The sequence below is a fragment of the Streptacidiphilus albus JL83 genome (assembly GCF_000744705.1).
In the GTDB taxonomy this organism is placed as follows: Bacteria; Actinomycetota; Actinomycetes; order Streptomycetales; family Streptomycetaceae; genus Streptacidiphilus; species Streptacidiphilus albus.
In genome coordinates, this window is the sequence record NZ_JQML01000001.1 from 507,875 (window position 1) to 530,895 (window position 23,021).

Sequence of the window (23,021 nt, forward strand, 5' to 3'; positions counted from 1 at the left end):
CCGGGGGGTGAGTATCTGGACCTCCCTGGAACCCGCGTCCACCACGGTGGACCCCGGCGGCACCGCCACCGTACGACTGCGGCTGCGCAACACCGGCGACGTCGTGGACGAGTACCGGATCGTGCCGGTCGGCCCGGTCGCACCCTGGACCACCGTGGAGCCGCCGACGATCCGGCTCTATCCGGGGACCACCGGCACGGTGCAGCTCGTCTTCACCCCGCCCCGCAGCCCGGACGCGACGGCCGGGCCCAACCCGTACGCGGTCCAGATCATCCCCACCGAGCACCCGGAGGCGACCACCGTCCCCGAGGGCAATCTGACGGTCACTCCCTTCACCGAGGTCCGGGCCGAACTGGTGCCGCCGACCTGCCGGGGCCGGTTCCGCGGGCGGCCCCGGCTCGCCGTGGACAACCTGGGCAATGTCAGGCTCACCGCGTCGATCACCGGGGGCGACAACCGGGAGCAGCTCTCCTACGAGATCCACCCCGGCAATGTGCAGATCGAGCCCGGCCGGGCGGCGTTCGTCCGGACCACGCTCCGACCGCACCGGATCACCTGGTTCGGACAGAAGGAGACCCGCCCCTTCGCCCTCTCCGTGCTGCGCTCGGGGGCCGAGCCGCTCGCCGTCGCCGGGAACTACGTCCAGCAGCGGGTGATGCCCCGTTGGCTGCTCACCGTGGTCAGCCTGCTCGCCACCCTCGCGGTGGCCTTCGTCCTGCTCTGGGTGGCCTTCCAGCCGCACGTGCAGAGCCTGGCCCAGGAGCAGGTGGCGCCGGTCGCGGCCACGGAGCTGCCGCCGCCCTCGCCGACGGCGGTGGCGACGACGGCCGCAGCCGCCCCGACGCCGACCGCGAGCGCGAGCGCGACCCGGGCGGCGTCGTCGTCCGGAGGCGGCGGTGGCGGTGGCGCGCCGACCCCGAAGGCCTCGCCGACGATCGTGACCGCAGGGCAGGCCGTCGCCGCCCTCAACGCCTCCCTCGGCGGGAACGCGGGCTCCGCCATGGGCCGACACATCTGCTACCGCGCCTACGTGAGCGACATCGGCTGGCAGAAGCCGGTCTGCGACAGCTCCCTGGCCGGCACCACCGCGGCGACCCTGCCCATCGAGGGCCTCGACCTCGCGGTGTCCGGCACCGGTGGCGTCTGCGCCAACGGCTACGACACGAACACCGGCTGGGAGCGGTCGAGCTGGCTGTGCGCGGTCGACGGCGGCGACCTCTACATCGGGAAGCCCGGCACCGGAAGCTGGATGGACGGCATCGGGATCAGCGTCGGTTCGGGCACCGCCTGCGCCTCCGCCGATCTCCAGGGCTCCGGCTGGCCGCAGAACCCGACCTGCACCACCCCGGGCCACTGGGTCTTCTTCGGCAGCCTCAGCTACTCGGTCCGCATCTACGGCCTGACCTTCACCGTCTGAGCCTTCAGGTCGTAGTCATTGCATCTTCGGATCGTGATCTCCCTGCTCTCAGTACGCATCGGTTGCTTCTTCCGCCCCGGCTGACTCCTCGTCCAGGGCACGATGCCGGGGGTGTGCTCTTCCGGAGCCTGCCCCGCCGCTGAGGCAAGGAGTCGGCTCTTCGCTGCCGGCCCGGAGGTCCGGGCGAGTATGGTTGCCGCCTGTAGCGGTTCGGTCACGGACTTCGAGGTGTGCCCAGTGATGGAGTTCAACAAGATCATTGGCAAGCGCATCGAGAAGGGCCGGAGGCGCAAGGGCTTGCTGCAGCACGAGCTCGCAGCTGCAGTCGGCCGGTCCGAGTCGTGGGTGGGCCAGGTCCAGCACCGCGAGACCCTTCGCCGCGTCACCGAGCTGCACCACGGCCTGCGGACCCACAAGACCGCGGGGACGCGGAGCCTTGGTGAACACGTGATCGATACCCGAAGCCTGCTCAAGACCACCGGGAGTGTCGCATGAGCCGCCGTACAGGCCTGATCCTCGACTTCGGCGGAGTCCTGACCACAAGCGTGCCCGCCTGCGCGGTGGGCTTCGACCGCCGGGCCGGCCTGCCCGAGGGGATGTTCTTGTCCGTCATCGCCAAGAACCCCGAAGGCGCCGCCCTCTACGCGGACCTGGAGCGAGGGACGATCACCCAGGCCGAGTGGAACGAGCGTACGGGCGCCCTGCTCGGCATCGACGGCACCAACCTGCTCGGCCGGGTCCTCCTGGACCTGCACCCCGAGCCGTCGGTCATCGCCGCAGCGCAGGCCGCTCGTGCGCAGGGCGTGAGGGTCGGGATCTTCTCCAACAGTCTCGGCAGCGAGCCGCACGACGTCTACGCCGGTTACGACTTCGACCGGCTCTATGACACTGTGCTGATCTCCGAGCACTACAAGCTGCGCAAACCCGACGCCGAGATCTACACGATCATGCTCGGTCTCATGGAACTGCCCGGCGAGGCATGCGTCTTCGTGGACGACACCGCCCGCAACCTCCCGCCCGCCGAAGACCTCGGAATCGCCACCATCCTCGCCAAGGAGCCGGCAGACACGATCGCGCAGATGGAAGCCATTCTCGGCATGCCGCTAACCGCTCGACGCTGAAGCGGAAAACCGCCCTGCCGGTCAGGCCGGCCGTGACTGCCGTCCGCCGTGGGGCCCACCGGGTCGGCGCTCGTCCGGGGCAGCGCTCGGTTCGGGTCCACACGCGCTTCGACGGCAGTTGGCACCCAGCCGGAGAGCCACGGAAACCAAACAATGACTACCTGCGGGCGGGCGGGCCGGCCTTCACCAGCTGCCCGGCTCCAGTACCAGCCGCCCGGCCTTGCGGTACTCGCGCCGGGCGCCGGAGAGCAGGTCGGCGCCGGTGACCGGGGAGCCGCGGCCGGCCGCGGCATAGGCGGCGGTGACCGCGGCGCTCCGGATCGAGCCGCCGGCCAGTTCGAACTCGGCGGCGCAGGGCTCCGGGTCAAGGCCCTCCGCGCACGGCACGTGGGCCAGGCTGTGCCGCCACAGCGCGAGCCGCTGCTCGGCGTCGGGGAAGGGGAAGTCGACCACCAGGTCCAGCCGCCGGGTGAACGCGTCGTCGATGTTGGCGCGCAGATTGGTGGTCAGCAGGACGATGCCGTCGAAGGACTCCAGCCGCTGGAGCAGGTAGGCGCTCTCCAGGTTGGCGTAGCGGTCGTGGGAGTCCTTGACCGCCGAGCGCTTGCCGAAGACCGCGTCGGCCTCGTCGAAGAGCAGCACCGCGTCGGTGCGGTCGGCCTCGGTGAAGATCCGTTCCAGGTTCTTCTCGGTCTCCCCGACGTACTTGTCGACGACCGAGGAGAGTTGGACGACGTAGAGGTCCAGGCCGAGCTCGGCGGCGACCACCTCGGCGGACAGCGTCTTGCCGGTGCCGGACTCGCCGGCGAACAGCGCCAGCGTGCCCCGGCCGCGACCGCCGCCCGCGCTGAGCCGCCACTCGCCGAGCACCCGCTCCCGGTGCCGGGCCCGCAGCACCAGCTCGTGCAGCTGCGCCAGCGGCGCCTCGGGCAGGACCAGGTCGCCCCAGCCGACGGCGGGCCGGATCCGGCGGGCGTGCCGTTCCAGCCCGGAGGCGGACTGCTGCCGGGCGGCGAGCCGCAGGTGGTCGGCGGAGAGCGGGGCGCCGTCGAAGGCCGCCAGGTCCAGGGCGGCCCCGGCCGCGCGGCGGATCCGCTCCGCGCCGAGCCGGTAGGGCGCGACCGCCTGCGCCAGGTCGAACCCGGGTTCCCCGGCGGCGGCGAAGGCGTCCGACCACAGGTCCACCCCGCCCGAGCGCTGCCGGGGAGCGTCGAGCACCAGCACCTCGCGGTCGCACCACTGCGGGTCGTACGGATGCGGACCGGTCAGCAGCACCGGCACCGTACTCCCGGCCAACTCCCGCACCAGCGGCCCGGCCTGTTCCGGCAGCGGGGAGACGACGATGGCGCAGCCGCGCAGCCGCGCCTCGCGGAGCAGCTCCGGCAGCGGCTCCGGGCCGCCGTCCCCGGCGCTCAGGTGCAGCGCCGCGAGGCCGGCCGCGGACAGCGCCGCGGCGGCGCAGGCCAGGCCGTCCCCCTCGCGCTGTTCCCGCAGGTACACCGTCGCCGGTCCGGCGGCCAGCCGCTTCGCCAGCTTGGCGGTCAGCGGATCGGGGCCGGCGTCCGCTGCCGCTCCCGCCCGCGCGGCCCGCACCGCCGGCACCGCCGGCACGGCCTGCTCGGGCAGCAGCCGAGCGTGTCCGGCGAGCGCCGCGTCCGGGGCGTCGTCGCCGAGCAGGAACGCGGTGACCCGGTCGGGCACCTGCAAGGAGCGGCTGAGGAAGGGGCGTTCGGTCTCCGCGAGCGCCAGCAGCCCCAGTGCGGCCAGCGGCGCCCCCGGATGGAACCGCGCGCGTCCCACGGCCGAGTGCGCGGGCAGCCCGCACAGGTCGAGCGCCAGCCCGACGGTCGCGCGGCGGCGGCCGACGTCGTCGTTGAGGTAGCCGTAGAGCGGCTCGAAGCTCCGGTCCAGGTCGGGTGCGAGCGCCAGCAGCAGGATCCGGGCGTCCAGCGTGCTCAGCCCCAGCCGCTCGGCGAGCTCCAGCAACCGGTCGCCGTCGGTTCCCGTTCCGGTCCAGGTCTCCGGCTCGACGGCCTCCTCGGCGGCGGGCCGGAGCAGGTGTCCGACCGCCTCCTCGGAGAGGTAGAGGCCGCGCAGCGGGTCGGCGGCGGTCGGGTCGACGGCGCTGCGCCGCTCGACCAGGAGGGCGACCCGCTCCCGCAGCCGGGCCAGTCGGTCCAGCAGCGGCGCCGCCGTGGGGTGCTCGCTCACTGGGACCGGGCCCCCGGGGCGCGGCGGACCGCGTTGCGGCTGAAGTGCCGGGGCTGGTGCCGGCGTTCGGCCGAGTCCTCCAGGGTCCCGTCGACGCCCCTGACCCGCACCGCCGCGCCCTCGGTGACCGGCGGCCCGGCGTCGTACTCGGGGTAGGCCGGGAAGGGGGCGGTGATCACCACGTCCAGCGAGGGCTTGAGTTCGCCGCCGAGGGCGGACCAGATGTCGGCCAGGGACCGCGACTCGGCCGGCGGTCCGGCGACGGTGATCGGCACGGCCAGGCCGAGGTCGGCGAGCGCCCCGGTCAGTGCAGCGGGCGGCAGGACCTCCTGCGGCAGCAGGGTGGCCAGGACCGCGGACAGCAGCCGGTGCTCGTCCTCGGGCCGCTTGGTCCAGGCGGTGATCAGGTAGGAGAGCCGGAACCAGCGCGGGGGCTGGCGCCTGCTGACCACGAACCCGCGCTCGTCGCGGACCGCCACCGCTCCGCGCTCGCGCCGGTTGGCGTCCTCGCGGATGTCGTAGAGGTAGGCGTCGAGGGTCGGCGCGTTGCGCCGGGCCGCCCAGTCCCGGGTGGGGGCGTCGAAGGCGATCTCGACGCCGGTCCCGGCCAGCGCGCCGCCGCGCAGCATTCCCCGGAGAACCTCGTCCACCTCATGGATCACCTGTGCCACTCCTGCCTTTCGCCGCTGCTGACGATCCTGCCGCCCCCGGGTGCGTCCGCGCGGGCACGGTGGCGCGTCTCGGGGGCAGGTCCGCCTGCCCCCGAGGACCGGCGGGCCGGGCCGGGACCGGCGCGGACCTCAGATGTGTCCCTCACGCAGGGCGTAGGCCACCGCGTGGGCCCGGTTGCGCAGCTGCAGCCGGGTGGTGAGTCCGTGCATCACGTTCTTGACGGTGCGTTCGGAGTACGACAGTTTGCCGGCGATCTCGCCGGTGTCCAGTCCCTCGGCCACCAGCCGCAGCACGTCGACCTCGCGCGGCGCGAGCCCGGCGGAGGGGATGCCCCCGGGATGCGCGGCCGAGCTCCGCTGCAGGGTGCCCACCTGGGTGATCAGCCGCCCCAGCAGGTCGCCGGGCAGGTCGCCGTCGCCGCGCGAGGCGGCGAGCACGGCCTGGACCAGCCGGTGCCCGGTGGCCTCGTGCCGCCAGACGATGGCCCCGACCCCGCACTCGATCACGTCGAGCAGGTCGGCCTCGCGGATCGACCGGACGACCAGGACGGCGCGCGCGCCGTCGGTCCGCACCAGCCGGCGCAGCCGGGACATGGTCGGCTGGTCCAGTGCGTCGGCCAGCAGGACGGCGACCCGTCCGGGCCGCTCGCTGGCCTGTTCGACCAGCTCTATCGCGGGTTCCTGGCGCAGTTGGCTGGTGACCCCGGCGAGGGAGATCGGATCCGGCGCGTGCACCGCGACCGGGATCCGGCTCAGCGCGCCCGCCGGTTCGAAGGACGTGTGCAAGCGCTTCTCCTCCGTGCGTGCCCCGGCCGCCGCACGCGGCTCGGGAGAGGTCGCCGGACAGCCGGCTGCGGAAGCAGGACCTCCGCTCCATCGTGCTGTGCCCGGTGCGGCATCCGCAATCGTGGTCACCCACGAGATGCACCACGAGCCGCAGCGCGGGCGGAACCACGAGATCCGCTCCGGTCCAGCGCTGCGGGGAGGCCGGTGCGGCGGCGGATGCCCAGCTTCCGGTAGGCGTTGGTCAGGTGGGTCTCCACCGTGCGCAGGGCGAGTTGCAGCAGTTCGGCGATCTCGGCGTTGGTCCGTCCCTCGGCCGCGAGGGCGGCGATCCGGTACTCGCTGTCGGTGAGTTCGGCCGGGCCGGCGTGCCCGGCGCCGGTGCGCCGGGTTCCGCCCTCGCGCAGCGCCCGTTCGGCGCCGGCCAGCAGCCGGGCGGCGCCCGCCTGTTCGGCGACGGCGGCGGCCTCCTGCAGCAGCGGTCGCGCCTGGCCCCACTGCCCGGCGGCGGTCAGCTGCCGCCCGCGCGCGAGCAGCGCCCTCACCAGCTCGGTGCCGGCCGGGGCGCCCCGCAGCGTGTCGACCGCCTGCGCCGAGAGTTCCAGGCCGCGTTGACCACCGGTCACCGCGCCCAGCGTCCGCAGGGCACGGCCCAGCACCCGGGGGGTGTCCCAGACCGCGGCGAGCCGGTGCTCCTCCTCGGCGAGGGCGATCGCCGGCTGCGGCCGACCGAGCGCGAGGTAGCACTCGGCGGCGGCCGAGCGCCACGGCGTGACCACCGGGGACACCACGTCCCGGGCCGTCTGCAGCCGTCCGCACTCCAGCAGGTCGTCGAGGGCGCCCAGGTGGTCGGCCGAGGCCGCGCGCAGCACGCCGCGTGCGTAGAGGAACCGGTTCAACTCCCAGCTGTCGTGCGCGTCCGCGGTGCCGATCCGGCCGGCGAGGCGGCGGGCCTCGGGCAGCCGGTCGGTCTCGACCAGCGCCAGCAGTGCGTTGGCCTGGAGGTTGGTCGGACCGGAGCCGGCGCCGCGGTCGGCGGGCAGCTCCCACACCCCGGGCTCCGCCAGCAGCTCCGGGAAGCGGTCGCGGGCGAGGGCGGTGTCCGCGCGGGTGTTGAGCAGGGCCAGGTGCATCGGGTGCAGCCGCAGCAGGCTCTGCTCGGCCAGACCGCGCCGGACCAGCCGGTCGGCCTCGTCCAGCTCGTCCGCCCACTGGGCGACGGTGGCCGCCGTGCCCAGCAGGTAGGGCTTGACCAGCGGGTCCTCGGGCACGGTCAGCAGCGTCCGGATCCGCTCCATGGCCCGCCCGGCCGACACCAGTCCGGCGGTCGCCTCGAACCGGACCACCAGGGCCTGTTCGGCCGGACCGAGCGCCACCGGTGAGCGTTCCTGCTCGTCGCGCAGACCGGAGTAGACCTGCTGCCGGATCTCCCGGTCGTGGTCGGAGAGCAGCGCGGACGCGGTCTGCACCGCGCGGCTCAGTCCCGGGTCGTCCCGCACGCTGCCGCCGAGGCCGCGCAGTACCGCGAGCGCGGCCTGCGCCTCGCCCTGGGAGGCCAGCGCGGTGCTCATCGAGATGGCGGTCCGCACCCGGTCCTCCGGCTGCTCGTGCAGCCGGAGCGCCTCGGCGAGCCGGGAGATCCCGGCGGACTGCACGGTGGCGAACTCCAGCGAGCCGAGGTCGCCGAGGGTCGCGGCCCGGCGGCTGCGCGACATCGGTTCGTCCAGTGCGCGGCGCAGGTAGTCCACCGCGTCGGCGGTCCGGCCCGCGCCCACCGCAGTGGGCGCGGCGTCCAGCAGCACCTCCGCGGCCCACTCCGCGCCGACCGGCGGCGCCTGCAGCAGGTGTCCGGCCACCGCCTCGGCCCGGTCGCCGCGGCGGTACCGCAGCCGGGCCGCCGCCCGGTGGGTGGCCTGCCGGGCCGAGCGGGGCCAGCCGTCCAGCACCGCCCCGTGCAGCAGGCCGTGGGCGAAGCGCGGCTGTCCGCGCACCGGGTCCCGGCGCAGGATGCCCAGCCGCTCCATCGCGGTGACCCAGCCGGACACCCTGGCGGGGTCGGCCCCGGCCACCGCGGCGAGCAGTTCCCCGGCGTCGTGGCCGTCCTCCAGCTCGGCCAGCGTCCGGGCTACGGCCGCGGTCCTGGGCCCGGCACTGTCGAGCCACCAGGAGACCGCGGCCGCGTAGGCGCCCGGGTAGAGGTCGGCGTGGCTGTCCGGCAGCGCCGCCGCGGCCGCACCGGCCCGGGCCGGCGTCCGCAGGTCGTCCAGCAGGGCCCGGAGCAGCAGCGGGTTGCCCGCTCCGGCCCGCACGCAGCCGTCCACCCAGGCGTCGCCGACCCGGTCACCGCCCCAGGCGCGGACCAGTTCCTCGACGGTGGTCCGGCTCAGCGGGGCGAGGGTACGGGTCCGCACCAGCGAGGGCGACAGGGCGTGGGCGAGACCGGGCGCGGACGGCGCGATGTCGTACTGGCTGCGCTCGGTCGCCACCAGCAGCACCGGCAACTCGTCCAGCCTGCGCGCGATCCCGGTGAACCAGCGCCGTGAGGAGGGGTCGGCGAGGTGGACGTCGTCGACGGCCAGCAGCAGCGGCGAGTCGCCGGTGTACGAGCAGAGCAGCTGCCAGAGCCGACCAATGAACCGCCGCTGCCGGGCCGGGTCCGGCGGCTCGTCGGGTCCGGCGTCCGGGGCCGGGTCGGCCCCCAGCTCGGAGCAGGGGTCGAGGAGTTGGAGCACGGCGGCGTAGGCCGCGCCGGTGTTCTCGGCGGAGCAGCGGACCTTCAGCACCCGCATGCCCTGCCCGGTGCCCTCCTCGGCTGCCGCCTCCAGCAGGGAGGTGCGCCCGGTGCCGGTGGCACCCTTGAACAGCACCAGTCGGCCGGCCCCGCGCCGGGCGTGCCCGGCCTCGCGGGCCAACAGCGCCAGGGCGTCCTCGCGTTCCCGGAGCGGCCCGCAGCCCCGCTCGGACTCGTGCACCGGTCCCGGCGGCAGGCATCCCGCCGACTCCTCGACGTGGGTCATCCCGGCCGTACTCACCTTGTCCCGCTCGCCCCGTATCAAAGGTTCGTCCCACTATCTGACTAGCTAGTAGATAATGACATGCCGTGTCCCCGTCATGAACACCGGCCCCTTCCGGACGGGCGGAATGTGGCCCATCTCTCCCTTTTGACGACTAATCAGCCGTATCCGGTTCTGCTGCCGTCCTACCCATGACCAACCGCAGATATCCCCAGGTCAGCACCGGTGTGGCCATCGGAGATCCGTAGGCGAACCTCGGCGGCGGAGCGAAATGGCCCGGAATGCGGTTCGCCCGGTGTCCCGCCTCCCCCGCGCCCGCGCCCGGACTCGCACCGGCGGCGGATCCAGAACGGTGATCGGGCGCTGATCCCGCACGGAACCGGCGCACGGACCATCGGCTCACCGGGGAACGCGTGGTCGGCGGAGACGGCGGCCGAGGGAATGTCATCTCCGGGGGCTTCTACCGGAGATACTCCCGGCCGGAGATGATGGGTCGGTCCCGCGCGAGTGCTTCCACCGTCAACCACGGCGCGATCCCGATCGGCGCCCCTGCTGGGCGACTTCCCGGGCGAGGCGCTGGGCAGCAGGGATACGATCCGGATCATGTCCGGCGCCCCGCTCTGCGCCGGTCCCGTCCTGCCGGCCAGCCCGATCCGCCCACTGCGCGACCTCCCGCAGCACGAGTTCCCGCAGCGGGCTTGACAGCTCCCCTGCCGTGTCCCCTCGTTCAGTCGAATGGAGTGCCATGAACCGGTCGACGCAGGTCCGGGTCCCCCGCCCGCGCCACTACCTGATGTGCCGCCCCACCTACTTCGAGGTGAGCTACACGATCAACCCCTGGATGGACCCGACCAAGCCGGTGGACACCCGCCTCGCTGTCCTCCAGTGGGAGCGGCTGCGGTCGCTGCACCAGCAGTTGGGGCACCGGGTGGAGCTGATAGACCCGCTGCCCGGTCTGCCCGACATGGTGTACGCGGCCAACGGCGCCACCGTGGTGGACGGCCGGGTGCTCGGCGTCCGCTTCCGCAACGCCGAGCGGGCCGCCGAGGGCCCGGCCTACCTGGAGTGGTTCCGGGCCCGCGGCTACCTGGGCCACGACCCGGTCCATGTGAACGAGGGCGAGGGCGACTTCCTGCTCACCGACACCTGCCTGCTGGCCGGCCAGGGGTTCCGCAGCACCCCCGAGGGCCACGCCGAGGCCCAGGAGTTCCTCGGCCGCCCGGTGGTCGGCCTGGAACTGGTCGACCCGCGCTTCTACCACCTCGACACCGCACTCACGGTGCTCGACGGGGACGAGATCATGTACTACCCGGAGGCCTTCTCCCCGGCCGCCCGGGCCCTGCTGGCGGAGCTCTTCCCGGACGCGATCCGGGTGAGCGAGGCGGACGCCCAGGTCTTCGGCCTCAACGCGGTCAGCGACGGCCTGCACGTGGTGCTGCCCGAGGCCGCGACCGGGGTGATGGAGAAGCTGCGCCGACGCGGCTTCCAGCCGATCGGCGTCGACCTGTCCGAGCTGCTCAAGGGCGGTGGCAGCGCCAAGTGCTGCACCCTGGAGATCCGCGGCCGCTGAGGGTCGCCGGACGGCCGGTCGTTGCCGCGCCGGCGGCGTTCCGGGCCCGGAACGCCGCCGCGCGCCGACGCCTCAGGTCAGGGATCCCTCCGCGTCCCGCAGCTCCGCCCGCTGCTGCTCCGTCGGTTCCTGCTCCGTCGGTTCCTGCTCTGCCCGCTCCTGCTCCACCCGGCCGGCCGCGGCGCGGTGGTGCTGGAGCCGCTCGCCCTCGATGTCGAGGTCGGGCAGCACCCGGGCCAGCGGGCGGGGCAGCCACCAGGCCGCGTGGCGGGTGAGCGCGAGCACCGCCGGGACGAAGGTCATCCGGATCACGAAGGCGTCCAGCAGGACTCCGACGGCCAGCGCGAAGGCGATCTGCTTGAGCATCTGGCTGTCGGTGCCGAGGAAGGCCGCGAAGACCGAGATCATGATCAGGGCGGCGGCGGTCACCACCCGAGCACTGTGCCGGGCGCCGCTGTGCACGGCCGCGAGCGGCTGCTTGGTGCGGGCGTAGGCCTCGCGCATCCGGGAGACCAGGAACACCTCGTAGTCCATGGCCAGTCCGAACAGCACCGCCAGCAGGATGATCGGCAGGAAGCTGCTGACCGGCCCGGCCCGGTCCACCCCGATCAGGTTGCTGAAGTGGCCGAACTGGAAGACCCCGACCATGGCGCCGAGGGTCGCCGCGATGGAGAGCAGGAAGCCGGCCGCCGCCTTGAGCGGCACCACGATCGAGCGGAAGACCAGCAGGAGCAGCAGCAGCGACAGCCCGACCACGACCGCGGCGAAGGGGATCAGCGCCGCGTTGAGCTTGGCCGAGACGTCCACGTCGACGGCGGTGCTGCCGGTGACGCCGATGGTCGCGCCGGTCTGCTGTCGGATGGTCCCCTCCTCCGCGCGGACGGCGTCGACCAGGTTCCGGGTGGCCTGGTCGCTGGGCGCACTGGCGGGGACGACCTGGATCAGCGCGGAGTCGGTGGCGGGGTTCAGGCTCGGTCGGCCGACGGCCGAGACGTCCGGCAGCGTCCGGAGGGTGGCCGCGATCCGGTCGGCGGCGGCGGTCGGGTCGGCGGCGTGGCTGGTGTCGGCGAGGATCAGCAGCGGACCGTTGAAGCCGGGGCCGAACTCCTTGCTGACCTGGTCGTAGGCCAGTCGCTGGGAGGAGCCGGCCGGGGCGGTGCCGTTGTCGGGCAGCGCCAGCCGCAGGCTGTGCACCGGCCAGGCGAGCGCGCCCAGCGCGACCAGGCAGGCCAGCACGGTCAGCAGCGGACGCCGGGTGACCAGGCGGAACCACCGCTCACCCGTGTTGGCGGGCTCGGCGCCGGCGCGTGAGGCGACCAGTTCGCGGCGCCTCGCCCGGGTGCCGGGCGGGGGTGTCAGCCGGTGGCCGGCGAAGCCGAGCAGCGCGGGCAGCAGGGTGGTGGCGACCGCGACGGCGACCAGCACGGCCGCGGCGGCGCTCAGCCCCATCACGGTCAGGTAGGGGATGCCGATCACGGACAGCCCGGCCATGGCGATGACGACGGTGAGTCCGGCGAAGACCACCGCGCTGCCGGCGGTTCCCACGGCCAGCGCGGCGGACTCCTGCGGTTCGGTGCCGAGCGCGAGTTGGGAGCGGTGGCGGCTGACGATGAACAGCGCGTAGTCGATTCCGACCGCCAGCCCGATCATCAGGGCCAGGCTCTGCGCGGTCGAGGAGATGGAGACCACGCCGGTCAGCGCCAGCACGCCGGCTATCGCGGTGACCACCCCGGCGATGGCGCTGACCAGCGGCAGCCCGGCGCTCAGCAGCGAGCCGAAGGTGATCACCAGGATGACCAGCGCGATGCCGACCCCGATCAGGTCGGAGCTCCCGGACTTCGAGGAGGCGGAGCTGAAGGCCGCGCCGCCGACCTGGACGTCCAGACCCGACTGACCGGCACTGCCGACGGCGCTCTTCAGCGCGTCCAGCGAGCCCGACTGCAGTTGGCTCGCGGTGACCTCGTACTGGACCTGGGCGACGGCGGTGCTGCCGTCCGGCGAGACCGTGTGCGCGACCTCCGGGGAGACCACCTTGGCGACCTGAGGCGCGGAGCCGGCCGCGGCCAGGGCGGTGCGGATCGCCTGCTGGTCGGCGGGGTCGGTCAGCTTCTGCCCGGCCGGCGCGGTGAACACGATCTGGGCGCTGGTGCCGGAGGAGGTCGGGAAGTCGCTGTGCATCCGGTCCAGCGCCTGCTGGGACTCGGAGCCGGGGATGGTGAAGGTGTTGTCCAGCTTGCCGGTGCCGCCGAAGGCGACCATGCAGGCCACGGTGGCGGAGATGAGCACGAGCCAGAGCGCCAGGACACGTCGTCGGTGGCGGAAGGCGAGGCTTCCGAGTCGGTACAGCAGGGTGGGCATGGTGGCTCCGTGGGCTGGGATTCGCGGTCCGGGGTCCGCATGGCGCCGCCCTGGAAACTGGCAGCTCTGCCACATTAACAAAGATGGCAGGACTGCCAAATACCGGGTCCGGCCGGCCCGGCCGGGGACGATCGGTCTGGGATGATTGCGGCGTGGAGACCGCACACGCCCGGGAGCCGGGACGCCGAGAGCAGAACAAGCAGCGCACCCACCGTGCGCTGATCGAGGCGGCGGCGCGGCTGTTCCGGGAACGGGACTTCGAGTCGGTGACGGTGCGGGACATCGCCGAGGCCGCCGGCGTCGGGGAGCGGACCTTCTTCCGCTACTTCCCCTCCAAGGAGAGCCTGATCCTGCAGCAGGTTCGGGACCTGATCCCGCTGCTGGCCGAGGCGATCGGGGCCCGACCGGCCGAGGAACCGCCGCTGACCGCGCTGCGCAACAGCGTCCTCGACCTGGCCGGGCGCGAGGGCGCCGCCCCCGGCATCCTGCTGGTCGGCCCGCAGCCGCTGCAGCGCGACGCGGCCCGGCGGGGCGACCGCTTCCTGCTCGTCGACATGGAGGAGGCGGTGGAGTCCGCCTTCCTGGCCCGGCTGCTGCCGCCGGGCGCCGATCCCGCGAGCGCGGACCCCGGCACGGAACTGCGCGCGGCGGTGCTCTCCCGCGCCGGGGTCGCGGTCCTGCGCGCGGTCCGGCTCACCCATCTGCGCCGACCCGAGCTCCAGCAGCCCACGACCGACCTGAAGGGCCTGGTCCGGGCCGCCTTCGACGCACTGGGGCCCGAGGGCGGCGCGCCCGGGGGGTGACCCGGCGGGGCGATTCGCCCAGCCGGGTCGAGATTCCCCCGCCGCCGATGTCGAGATCCCGTGGCCGGCTCCGTCCCTGCCGTGACTGCGGCCACAATGGGTCGCACCAGCACCGAGGAGAACCGCCATGGCCAAGTACCTGCTGCTCAAGCACTACCGGGGCGCCCCGAGCCCGGTCAACGACGTGCCCATGGACCGGTGGACCCCGGAGGAGGTCTCGGCCCACATGCAGTACATGCACGACTTCGCGGCCCGGCTGGTGACGACCGGCGAGCTCGTCGACAGCCAGGCGCTCTCCCCGGGCGGGACCTTCGTCCGGTACGACGGCGAGGGCCGCCCGCCGGTCACCGACGGCCCGTTCGCCGAGACCAAGGACCTGATCGCCGGCTGGATGGTGATCGACGTCGACAGCTACCCGCGCGCCCTCGAACTGGCCGGGGAGCTCTCCGCCGCCCCCGGGGCGGGCGGACGGCCGATCCACGAGTGGCTGGAGCTGCGCCCGTTCATGGGCGTCTCGCCCACCGTCACGGAGTGACCTCCGAGTTGGACGAGGCGCTGCTCCGGGGCCTCGCTCCGGGCGTCCTCGGGATCCTCGTCCGCCGCGGAGCCGACTTCGCAGCGGCCGAGGACGCCGTCCAGGACGCGCTGGTCGAGGCGGTCCGCGTCTGGCCGACGGACGGCCGGCCGCGCGACCCGAAGGGCTGGCTGGTCACCGTGGCCTGGCGCCGGTTCCTCGACGCGACCCGCGCGGACACCGCCCGCCGCCGACGCGAGGACCGCGTCGACGAGGAGCCGGCGCCCGGCCCGGCCCCCGGTCTTGACGACACCCTCCAGCTCTACTTCCTCTGCGCCCACCCCTCGCTGACGCCGTCGTCGGCGGTCGCGCTGACCCTGCGCGCCGTCGGCGGGCTGACCACCCGGCAGATCGCCCGGGCCTACCTGGTGCCCGAGGCGACCATGGCGCAGCGCATCAGCCGGGCCAAGCGCACCGTCTCGGGAGCCCGGCTCGACCGGCCCGGCGATGTCGCCACCGTGCTGCGCGTCCTCTACCTGGTCTTCAACGAGGGCTACTCCGGCGACGTCGACCTCGCCGCCGAGGCGATCCGGCTCACCCGGCAGCTGGCGGCGGCGATCGACCACCCCGAGGTGGCCGGGCTGCTCGCACTGATGCTGCTGCACCACGCCCGGCGCGCCGCCCGGACCACGCCCGACGGCAGCCTGGTGCCGCTCGCCGAGCAGGACCGCGGCCGGTGGGACACCCGCGCCATCGCCGAGGGCGTCGAGATCCTGCAGGCGGCCCTCGCCCGGGACCGGCTCGGCTCGTTCCAGGCCCAGGCCGCCATCGCGGCGCTGCACGCCGACGCGCCCACCGCCGAGGAGACCGACTGGGTACAGATCGTCGAGTGGTACGACGAGCTCGTCCGGCTGACCGACAGCCCGATCGTCCGGCTCAACCGCGCGGTGGCCGTCGGCGAGGCCGACGGACCGCGAGCCGGGCTGGCCGCGCTGGCGGCACTGGACGCCGCCCTGCCCCGCCACACCGCGGTGGCCGCGTACCTGCACGAGCGCGAGGGCGACCGGGCGACCGCGGCCCGGCTCTACGCCGAGGCGGCCCGGCAGGCCCCCACCCTGGCCGAGCGCGAGCACCTGACCCGTCAGGCGGCCCGCCTCAACCAAGGCCTCGACGCCCGGTGACACCGCTGACCGCTTGACGCAGATACTTGTACCCCACACAATCATTGTTATGACTACAACTAATCAGGCGGGCAAGCAGGTCCTGCTCATCGGCGCCTCCCGCGGCCTCGGGCTGGCACTGGCGGAGGAGTGGCTGCGGAACGGCTGGCACGTGGTCGCCACCGTGCGCGGGACAGCCCGGACGCGGCTCCACGATCTCGCCGACGCCCACGGCGCGAGCCTCGAAATCGAAACCGTCGACATCACGGAACCCGAGCAGGTCGAGGCGCTCCACCGGCGGCTGGCCTCGCGCAGCTTCGATCTCCTCTTCGTCAACGCCGGCGTCACCAACGAGCCCGAGGGAACCGTCGCCGAGACCTCGACCGAGGAGTTCGTCCGGGTCATGGTCACCAACGCGCTCAGCCCGCTGCGGGTCGTCGAGACGCTGGCCGACCTGGTCACCCCGACCGGCACGATCGGCGTGATGTCCTCGGGCCAGGGCAGCGTGGCCAACAACGAGACCGGCGGCCACGAGGTCTACCGGGGCAGCAAGGCGGCACTGAACACCTTCATGCGCAGCTACGCGGCCCGCCGCAGCGAGGACACCCGGACGCTGGTCCTCCTCGCCCCCGGCTGGGTGCGCACCGACCTCGGCGGCCCCGACGCCCGACTGACCATCGAGGAGAGCATCCCGAACGCCGTCAGGACGATCGACTCGCTCCAGGGCAAGCCCGGACTCCACTACGTCGACTACCTCGGCCGAACCGTCGCCTGGTAGGTCCCCCACCCCGGAGCACAGCACCGATGTCCAGCAACTCGAACCAGGACCAGGGTCCCCCCGACCCCGCCCAGCGCGCCTGGGCCCTGATGTACAGCTTCGTCGGCACCCACAACCGCCACGGCGATCTCGCCGAAGCCCTCGGCTTCCGTCTCGGCGCAGGACGCGGCAAGGCCCTGTTCCAGCTCCGCGACCATCCACTGACTCTCCGTCAACTGGCGGATGCGATAGGCGCCGACGCGCCCTACACCACCACCATCGTGGACAAGCTCGAAGCCCATGGCCTGGTGGAACGCCTGCCGCACCCCGACGACCGCCGCCGTAAACTGGTCACCCTCACCCCCGCCGGGCACCAGGCCATCGCCACCGCCGACGCCATCCTCCTCCGCCCGCCGAGCGCACTCGACTCACTACCACCCCAGGAGCTGGACCACCTCACCCGCCTCCTCACCCACCTCCTCGCCGCAGACCAGCACGGCGATCCCCCATGAGCTCCTGATCTCCGCCGCCGTCGCGGTTCGCACGCGCCAGGAGCCGTCAGCTCCGGGTGGGTCCGGCTGCGATTCGGCGAGTCTGTCGATGCCGAATCCCTGGACCTGGCACTGCGTCAGCTGGCCACCTGGGACAACGCCCTCGCCGACCTTCCCGGTGACGGGGGGTCACCTTTGTCGGCGTCCCTCTTGCAGTCGCGGGGGCGTTAGATCACTGGTACCAGGCGGTGTCGCTGCGGATGAGATCGAAGCGGTGGTGATGTCAGTTCCAAGGCGCGGTTGTCCTTGCCGGCGTTCATATGGTCGAGCCAGCGTTCGTACCAGGCGAGGAAGTCCGGGGCCGAGGAGACGTTCGGTCCCCAGTGGCCTTCGGCGTTGCCGATGAGGACACGCCCCGTGAGGGGGCCGGTGACCGCGATGAGGCACATGTCGGTGCAGCCCATGGTGATGATGTGCAGGAAGAGATCGCCTTCCGCTGCTCCTCTCCGTGCCCGGACGAATCCGCGTGGGCTTCCGGGGTAACCTCTGGATTCCATCGTGTAGAGAGAGCCGTCCTCAAGCGGGATCAGGCCGTAGAACGGGGCCGCACCCGAGCCCGCGACGTGGAGGAGGAACTGCCGCAGGGCGTCGGGAAGGTCAATGCTCTGTTCGGCCTCGAACGCGCTGATCTTCTTCTCTGTCAGAGGCGGACCGGGCCGGAGGCGGTGGTGCTCCTCGCCGAAGGAGTGGCTTCGGTGCGGGTTGAAGGGGCTTTGGGCCAGCTTGCGCCGCAGGCGGGCGATACGTGGGTCCACGGAACTTCTCTTCTCGTTGCCGTGGAATCTACCGGGTCGAGCCGGGTCAGGGGCGAGGAGGGCCCGTTTGCGCAGCAGCGGGCGTCCGGCGCGGCGAACATCTGGCGTTCGAGCATCTGGAGGCGGTCGATGTGGCCTTCGACGACGCCGGAGCTGCAGTCCAGGGTCAGCCCGGCGAGGACCGCACTGTGGTCCTGGGGCAAACCGTCCTGAACGTCCACGGCGGACAGGGCGCGGGCACACCGCAGCGGCCGGCCAGGGCCTTTGACCCCGAGCGCTACCGACTCGTCCGCTTCGACCAGCGCAACTGCGGCCGCAGTACCCCGCACGCGAGTGACCCGGCGGCGGACATGAGCCGCAACACCGCGCAGCACCTGATCGACGACATGGAGCAGCTGCGCGAGCACCTCCCCAGCCCGAGGCCTGGGACCGGTTCCGCGACGGCGTCCCGGAGGACGAACGGGACAGCGACCTGCTCGCCGCCTACGCGCGGCTGATGGAGAACCCCGACCGCGCGGTCCGGGCGAAGGCCGCCGCCGACTGGCTGGCCTGGGAGGACGCGGTGATCTCCAACGAGCCCAACGGCGTGCCCGGCATGTACAGCGCCCGGGAGGTCGACGCGCAGATCGCGTTCGTCCGGATCTGCGCCCACTACTTCAGCCACGGCGCCTGGCTGGAGGATGACCAACTGCTTCGCGACGCCCACCGCTTGGCCGGCATCCCGGCGGTACTCGGCCACGGGCGACACGACCTGGGCAGCCCGGTACAGACGGCATGGGAGCTGGCGAAGGCGTGGCCGGACGCGCAGCTCCACATCATCGAGGACAGCGGCACGCCGGGAGCGAGGCCCTGCGGCAGACGATGCTCGACGCCGTCGAGCACTTCAAGCACCGCTGACCGTCAGAACGCACGCAACACCCAGGACACGTACGCCCGTTCCAGGCGCGGGCCCAACGAATGCGACCGTGGGAGGAGGGGCAGACGCATGACACCTCCCTGGCCGGTGTTCTCGGTCCGCCGGACAGGAGGGCGGCCTTCAGCCTCGCGAGCAGCCGTCCGGCCACACGCGCCGCACGGTCACGCCGGCCGCCCGCGCATGCTCGATCATGTCGCCCGTACCACCCTTGCCCGTCGGGGGCTGCCCGTCCCAGACCGCCACCAGCACCTCCGCGCGCTCCAGCAGCAACTCGTTCGCCGCTTCGTACGCCTCGCGTCCGGCGGTCCGGAAGGGCATCACGATCACTTCCGCCGCCTCAGCCACCAGGCGGTCGAACAGTGCGGCGTCCTTCGGCTTCACCTTCGCTTCCCGGTAGTCCGCTGACGGGACGACCACGACAAGGTCGCCGCCGACCTCGAAGGCGGCCTCCGCAAACAGCGAGTCGGCACCCCGGGCGATGCACGACAGCGCAGTCAACGGCCCCTGCGCAGCAGCCTCGCTGAGGACGCGTCGCAACTCGTCCCGAACCAGCGGAACGGACTCCTCGGACAGATCCATATGCCCGGTCACAGCAAGGACGGTCACGAATCACCCCTCTGATCGCTCGGCCAGCAGCGTACGGATGCTATCGCGGGCCTGCCGAACCCTCCCAGATGCCGACCGGCCAACGGTATAGGGGTAGAGCTCGGCAAGCTGCGTGCGGACACGGCCCGACTGCGTGGCGGCAGCAGCTTCCACAGCCCGCTCGGTCTGCTCGCAGGCGGCCGTCAGGTCCCCGGCGAGGAACCGTGTCTCGGCAAGCCCGATGTGATCCAGGGCATGGGAGCGGGCTGCGTGGGGCGGCCTGCGGGCAATCGCCGCCCGAATGTGCTCGGCCGCCTCATCCGCGTGGGCGCGGGGGTCCTGTCGTGCGAGCTCCAGGAGCCGGCCGCCGGTCACCCCGGACAGCTCGGAGTCGTCGAAGTACAAGATCCAGTAGGGTTCTTCGTCGGGTTCCCGGGCGGCAGCGAGATCGGCTTGGGCCTGCTGAGTGGCGCGGCGGAATGCCGCGGTGCGGCCGGTAGCTGCGAGCGCCCACGCTTCGCGGGTGTGGAGCATCGCCCGAACCCTGGGACCCGCGAGGTCCCGTGTGCCTTCCTGAGCAAGGCGCACGAGTTCCAAAGCATCAGCAGGTCGGCCCTGGTAGAGCATCTGCCTTGCCATACCCGCGAGCACGTTCGCGCCGAAAACAGGATCGTCGCCGGCATGCGCGGCGCGAAGTGCGAGCCGGTAGTAGTCCTGGGCCCTTCGCTGGAGACCGCCGTCCCATGCCATGGTGGCGGCGGTTCCAGCGAGTTGCGCCATGACCCGGTAGAGGCGCCGTTCGATTGGGCCGAACTGGTGTTCTTCGAGGGCGCTCGCGACCTCGTTGAGCTGGCCGAGTACGGCCTTGGACCTGAGGCCGCCGCCGTACCGGTGGTCCCAGTGCCGGAACGCCACCGCTGTCTCTTCGAGCTGCTGAACGTCCTGTACGCCGAGGCGTCCGGGTCGTCGGGCGTCGGCGCCCCGGGTGGCCGGCTGGAGCCATCCTTCGAGGGGGTCCAGGAGGGCCGCGCCAGACAGGGCGGCGGCCGTGATCAGCAGTGCTGCGGCACGGCGGTCCATGATGAGGTCGCTTCGGGTCAGGCGGACCGCGAGGTGAACCGTATGGTCGGGCGACCATGCTGCGTCGGTGTCGGGGGGCGTGGGGATGCCCGGCAGGGGATCGCTCTGCAGTGACGGGCCTGCCGATTCCCAAGAGCGTGGTGCGAGTCCGAGGTAGCCGCCTGGGATACGGAGGCCGTCAGCGATACGCGCAAGGACGTCGTAGCTGAGGACTTGATGCCTGCCGCTGACGATCATTGACACCTTGCCGGGGCTGAGCTGGCAGGCCGCAGCGATGCGGTTCTGGCTGATGCCATGGCGTTTGAGCAGGCCGAAGGCGGTAGCGAAGTCGTGCTCGGCCAACGCCGCCCGCATGTCCGTGCGGGACAGGACGTCCGTCGGGATGAGGGACTGCTGGTTCATTGGCTTCGCTTTCAGCTGGATCACCCAGAGCAACCAGAGTATTACCGTCGCGGTAACCCCCGCCGGTACTCGTGCGACATCGCACCGCTGACGACGCTGTTCGTACCGCAACCTTGCGGCCAGTCGTCGATCGAGAGGCACGAGTCATGCTGATGGAGCGCCAGCCGGAGCGGGCCCTCATCGACGCCGTCCCCATCCTCGCCGGAAACGACGGGCCTCGCATACAAGCCGACTACGACCAGCTCCACGCCCTTTCCTGCATCCGCTGCGGACGAGTCGACTGTGAGCTGCTGCCAGCCGGTCACGTCCGCACGGAGGTACGGCCAGGCGAGCACCTGGTCTGGCCCGTCGTCACCTGCCCCGAGCACCAAGGCGGTACGCCATGACCGCGCTGACGGTCGCCCCCGAGGTCAACTGGCTGCTCAACCCGCAGTCCTACCGGGCGCCCGACTCGAACGTGCTCCTCCTCGCCGCCGGCTACGACTGGGACGCCGTCCGGACGCCGGAGCAGCTCGGTCTCGCGACCGCCGGACGTCTCCTCGCCGACGCCCACGACCGCCCGCTCCTCGGACCCGTCCTGCACTCGCGCCGCTCCGAATGCCTGTACTGGATCGTCCGGACCGGCTCGACCGCGCACTACCGCAGCAACTGCCAACTCCTCGGCAAAGGCAATTGGATTGCCGTGCCTGGGATCCACGCCCTCCATCCCGACACCGTCCGCTGGCTCCACCTGCCCGAGGCCGGCGTACTCACCCCGGCCGCATGGCTCGCCGCCGCACTCCATGACACCCGACTCCCGGGAGGGACGAGATGAACCGCGAGCACGCCGAGGACACCGCCGCCATGGACGCTGCGCCCTGGACGCACGGGGACTGCGGCAGCTGCCGGAAGGCCCGCGCGGTGACGCCGACCGTGGGCGGTGACCCGATGTGCCGCGAATGCCTCGCCTACGCGCTGCTCCTCGACCGGGGCTGCCGAGAGCCGCTGAAGACCCTCACCGCCGTCGGTGCGCCACGGTGACCGGGTACAGCGCGGGCAACGGGTTCGCCGCACCGCGTTGATCCGCGTCACCGCCGGGGTGGCCGGACCGTGCGGCACCGGGTGCGTGCGGGCGCTCGAAAACCGGTGCTGCTCCAGGATCCGGCCGTTCAGCGCCGCAACCGCATCGCCCTCGACTGGGACTCCGCCGGAGAGGCCGTGCAACCGGCCCCCGATGAGCAGCACGGCAGCCACGGGGCGCAGGCCGGTCAACCCCCGTCTTCGGCGAACGGAGGCGAGGGCAGCCGCCATTCGGAGTCGGCCCTGCCGACGATCCTGCGGAGTTCACGCGCACCTTGAGCTGACAGCGCCTGCATCACCGTGCCGAGGAGGGAACGGGCTTCCAGGGGGTTACCGCAGCAGTCCCAGTGGTCGCTGCCCCAGTCGTGGTCGCGCCACAACTGACGCTCCGGGCGGTGGACATAGTCCTTCCACAGCCGGATCGCGTCAGCGACGTCCCCCGGACGCAGGTAGTTCCGGGTGCGCTCAAGGCGGGTGATCTCGGACAGCGTCCGCAGAGAGACACCGTCGATCACCGGCCGCGCAGTTCGTGCCCGGGGGCCAGCACTGGCAGCCCGGATGTGTCCCGGCCGGCTACGCGGCATGGACCTTTCTGTTCGTCGTCATGCGGTCATGCTGCCATGTTCGCGCATGCGCATCGACCGAATTCACTCGTCCGGAACGGGCAGTCCGCCGGACTTGGACGCGGCCTGGTCGAGGCCGCGCACGCTCCGGACGGATCCGATTCCGCCGCCGGCTACCTGTCGCGTGACTTCGCCCGCGCCGGCGCGGCGTCCCTGCGCACCTCGTTGACGGCGTCCACATACTTCAGCAGTAGCTGGGCGAAGGCGAGTCGGTCGTCCACGTTCCAGTCGCGGGTGATGTAGACGTACGCATCCCGCTGCTGGCGGCGGAAGTTGGCCAGCATGGCCTCACCCTCGGGGGTGAGCCGCAGAACCGTCCGGCGGCCGTCGGTCTGGGACGCCTGCCGGGTGAGGTAGCCGGCCTGGATGCAGTCCGAGACCATCCGGCTGGCCACCGAGGGGTCCACCGACAGGTTCTCGGTAATGGCCCCGATGTTGACCTCCCGGGGCGGCTCCTCCGCAGCCCCCGCCTCCACCACGGTCAGTACCGGGGTCCTGGAGAGGTCCTTGGCGGAGACCGGCTTCTCCACGTCGAGCAGCACACTGCGCCGCAGTCGGGTGAACGCCGGACCGACGGAACCCAGGAGCGCCTCCGCCTCCTCGTCCGTGAACTGCCTCTTCGGCTTCGCCGTCATGCCCGCAGCATAGACGATTGACAATAGACAGACACA

Annotated in this window: 21 protein-coding genes and 1 pseudogene; 12 read left to right on the plus strand and 10 right to left on the minus strand. The window is 72.6% G+C overall.

Annotation, left to right across the window (positions count from 1 at the left end; genetic code table 11):
* Window positions 1-7 precede the first annotated feature (7 nt).
* From BS75_RS02315 to BS75_RS02325, 3 genes are all read left to right on the plus strand, one after another.
* Window positions 8-1,417: a hydrolase gene (locus BS75_RS02315; protein WP_034086991.1), complete on the plus strand. Its 1,410-nt coding sequence runs from the start codon at window positions 8-10 to the stop codon at window positions 1,415-1,417.
* Window positions 1,418-1,657: 240 nt separating this feature from the next.
* Entirely contained in the window at window positions 1,658-1,912 is a 255-nt protein-coding gene (locus BS75_RS02320) for a helix-turn-helix domain-containing protein (protein ID WP_152645979.1), read from the plus strand.
* Window positions 1,909-2,538, plus strand: a complete 630-nt coding sequence (locus BS75_RS02325; protein ID WP_034086993.1) for an HAD-IA family hydrolase — start codon at window positions 1,909-1,911, stop codon at window positions 2,536-2,538. The genes BS75_RS02320 and BS75_RS02325 overlap by 4 nt, the downstream gene beginning before the upstream one ends.
* A gap of 183 nt (window positions 2,539-2,721) precedes the next feature.
* Here the strand turns inward: BS75_RS02325 and BS75_RS02330 are convergent, their stop codons facing one another.
* From BS75_RS02330 to BS75_RS02345, 4 genes are all read right to left on the minus strand, one after another.
* A complete protein-coding gene (locus BS75_RS02330) occupies window positions 2,722-4,749 on the minus strand; it encodes an ATP-binding protein (protein ID WP_034086994.1) in 2,028 nt (675 codons plus the stop codon).
* On the minus strand, window positions 4,746-5,411 hold the full coding sequence (locus tag BS75_RS02335) for a DUF4255 domain-containing protein (protein WP_034086995.1): 666 nt from the start codon (window positions 5,409-5,411) through the stop codon (window positions 4,746-4,748). Before BS75_RS02335 ends, BS75_RS02330 begins: the two co-directional genes overlap by 4 nt.
* A 138-nt stretch (window positions 5,412-5,549) precedes the next feature.
* Window positions 5,550-6,206 carry a helix-turn-helix transcriptional regulator gene (locus tag BS75_RS02340; RefSeq protein WP_042438798.1) on the minus strand — a complete coding sequence of 219 codons (657 nt, stop codon included), beginning with the start codon at window positions 6,204-6,206 and terminating at the stop codon, window positions 5,550-5,552.
* A gap of 125 nt (window positions 6,207-6,331) precedes the next feature.
* Entirely contained in the window at window positions 6,332-9,220 is a 2,889-nt protein-coding gene (locus BS75_RS02345; RefSeq protein ID WP_081982056.1) for an AAA family ATPase, read from the minus strand.
* 742 nt (window positions 9,221-9,962) lie between these two features.
* Between BS75_RS02345 and ddaH the strand changes: the two genes are divergently transcribed.
* The gene (gene ddaH / locus BS75_RS02350) at window positions 9,963-10,787 is read left to right on the plus strand and encodes a dimethylargininase (RefSeq protein ID WP_034086996.1); all 825 of its coding nucleotides are present in this window, start codon (window positions 9,963-9,965) and stop codon (window positions 10,785-10,787) included.
* 72 nt (window positions 10,788-10,859) lie between these two features.
* On the opposite strand, the gene BS75_RS02355 is transcribed toward ddaH, so the two are convergent.
* A complete protein-coding gene (locus BS75_RS02355) occupies window positions 10,860-13,145 on the minus strand; it encodes an MMPL family transporter (RefSeq protein ID WP_063771520.1) in 2,286 nt (761 codons plus the stop codon).
* Window positions 13,146-13,297: 152 nt separating this feature from the next.
* On the opposite strand from BS75_RS02355, the gene BS75_RS02360 reads away from it, so the two are divergent.
* The 5 genes from BS75_RS02360 to BS75_RS02380 all read left to right on the plus strand — a co-directional run bounded on the left by BS75_RS02360 (window position 13,298) and on the right by BS75_RS02380 (window position 16,891).
* The gene (locus tag BS75_RS02360; RefSeq protein WP_052069113.1) at window positions 13,298-13,948 is read left to right on the plus strand and encodes a TetR/AcrR family transcriptional regulator; all 651 of its coding nucleotides are present in this window, start codon (window positions 13,298-13,300) and stop codon (window positions 13,946-13,948) included.
* 127 nt (window positions 13,949-14,075) lie between these two features.
* Window positions 14,076-14,483: a YciI family protein gene (locus BS75_RS02365; RefSeq protein WP_034086997.1), complete on the plus strand. Its 408-nt coding sequence runs from the start codon at window positions 14,076-14,078 to the stop codon at window positions 14,481-14,483.
* Window positions 14,484-14,491: 8 nt separating this feature from the next.
* Window positions 14,492-15,643, plus strand: coding sequence for an RNA polymerase sigma factor (locus BS75_RS02370; protein ID WP_034086998.1), 1,152 nt, complete (start codon window positions 14,492-14,494; stop codon window positions 15,641-15,643).
* A 49-nt stretch (window positions 15,644-15,692) separates the two neighbouring features.
* Window positions 15,693-16,400: an SDR family oxidoreductase gene (locus BS75_RS02375; RefSeq protein WP_034086999.1), complete on the plus strand. Its 708-nt coding sequence runs from the start codon at window positions 15,693-15,695 to the stop codon at window positions 16,398-16,400.
* Window positions 16,401-16,426: 26 nt separating this feature from the next.
* A complete protein-coding gene (locus BS75_RS02380) occupies window positions 16,427-16,891 on the plus strand; it encodes a MarR family winged helix-turn-helix transcriptional regulator (RefSeq protein ID WP_052069114.1) in 465 nt (154 codons plus the stop codon).
* Window positions 16,892-17,097: 206 nt separating this feature from the next.
* Here BS75_RS02380 and BS75_RS02385 read toward each other — a convergent pair whose 3' ends face one another.
* Entirely contained in the window at window positions 17,098-17,685 is a 588-nt protein-coding gene (locus BS75_RS02385) for an SMI1/KNR4 family protein (protein WP_034087000.1), read from the minus strand.
* 197 nt (window positions 17,686-17,882) lie between these two features.
* On the opposite strand from BS75_RS02385, the pseudogene BS75_RS45885 reads away from it, so the two are divergent.
* Window positions 17,883-18,582, plus strand: a pseudogene (locus tag BS75_RS45885) (alpha/beta fold hydrolase); the annotation flags it as partial.
* 139 nt (window positions 18,583-18,721) lie between these two features.
* On the opposite strand, the gene BS75_RS02395 reads toward BS75_RS45885, so the two are convergent.
* Complete coding sequence (locus tag BS75_RS02395) at window positions 18,722-19,207, minus strand: hypothetical protein (protein WP_034087001.1); 486 nt, start codon at window positions 19,205-19,207, stop codon at window positions 18,722-18,724.
* Window positions 19,208-19,210: 3 nt separating this feature from the next.
* Window positions 19,211-20,668, minus strand: coding sequence for a helix-turn-helix domain-containing protein (locus BS75_RS02400; RefSeq protein WP_034087002.1), 1,458 nt, complete (start codon window positions 20,666-20,668; stop codon window positions 19,211-19,213).
* A gap of 382 nt (window positions 20,669-21,050) precedes the next feature.
* On the opposite strand from BS75_RS02400, the gene BS75_RS02410 reads away from it, so the two are divergent.
* Together BS75_RS02410 and BS75_RS02415 are read left to right on the plus strand one after the other, a co-directional pair.
* Window positions 21,051-21,482 (plus strand): hypothetical protein, encoded by a 432-nt coding sequence (locus BS75_RS02410; protein WP_034087004.1) that lies wholly within the window; start codon window positions 21,051-21,053, stop codon window positions 21,480-21,482.
* A complete protein-coding gene (locus BS75_RS02415) occupies window positions 21,479-21,688 on the plus strand; it encodes a hypothetical protein (protein ID WP_034087005.1) in 210 nt (69 codons plus the stop codon). The genes BS75_RS02410 and BS75_RS02415 overlap by 4 nt, the downstream gene beginning before the upstream one ends.
* Window positions 21,689-21,915: 227 nt before the next feature.
* Here the strand turns inward: BS75_RS02415 and BS75_RS02420 are convergent, their stop codons facing one another.
* Both BS75_RS02420 and BS75_RS02425 read right to left on the minus strand, forming a co-directional pair.
* A complete protein-coding gene (locus BS75_RS02420) occupies window positions 21,916-22,242 on the minus strand; it encodes a hypothetical protein (RefSeq protein WP_052069116.1) in 327 nt (108 codons plus the stop codon).
* A 221-nt stretch (window positions 22,243-22,463) separates the two neighbouring features.
* Window positions 22,464-22,985, minus strand: coding sequence for a MarR family winged helix-turn-helix transcriptional regulator (locus BS75_RS02425; RefSeq protein WP_042438796.1), 522 nt, complete (start codon window positions 22,983-22,985; stop codon window positions 22,464-22,466).
* Window positions 22,986-23,021 lie beyond the last annotated feature (36 nt).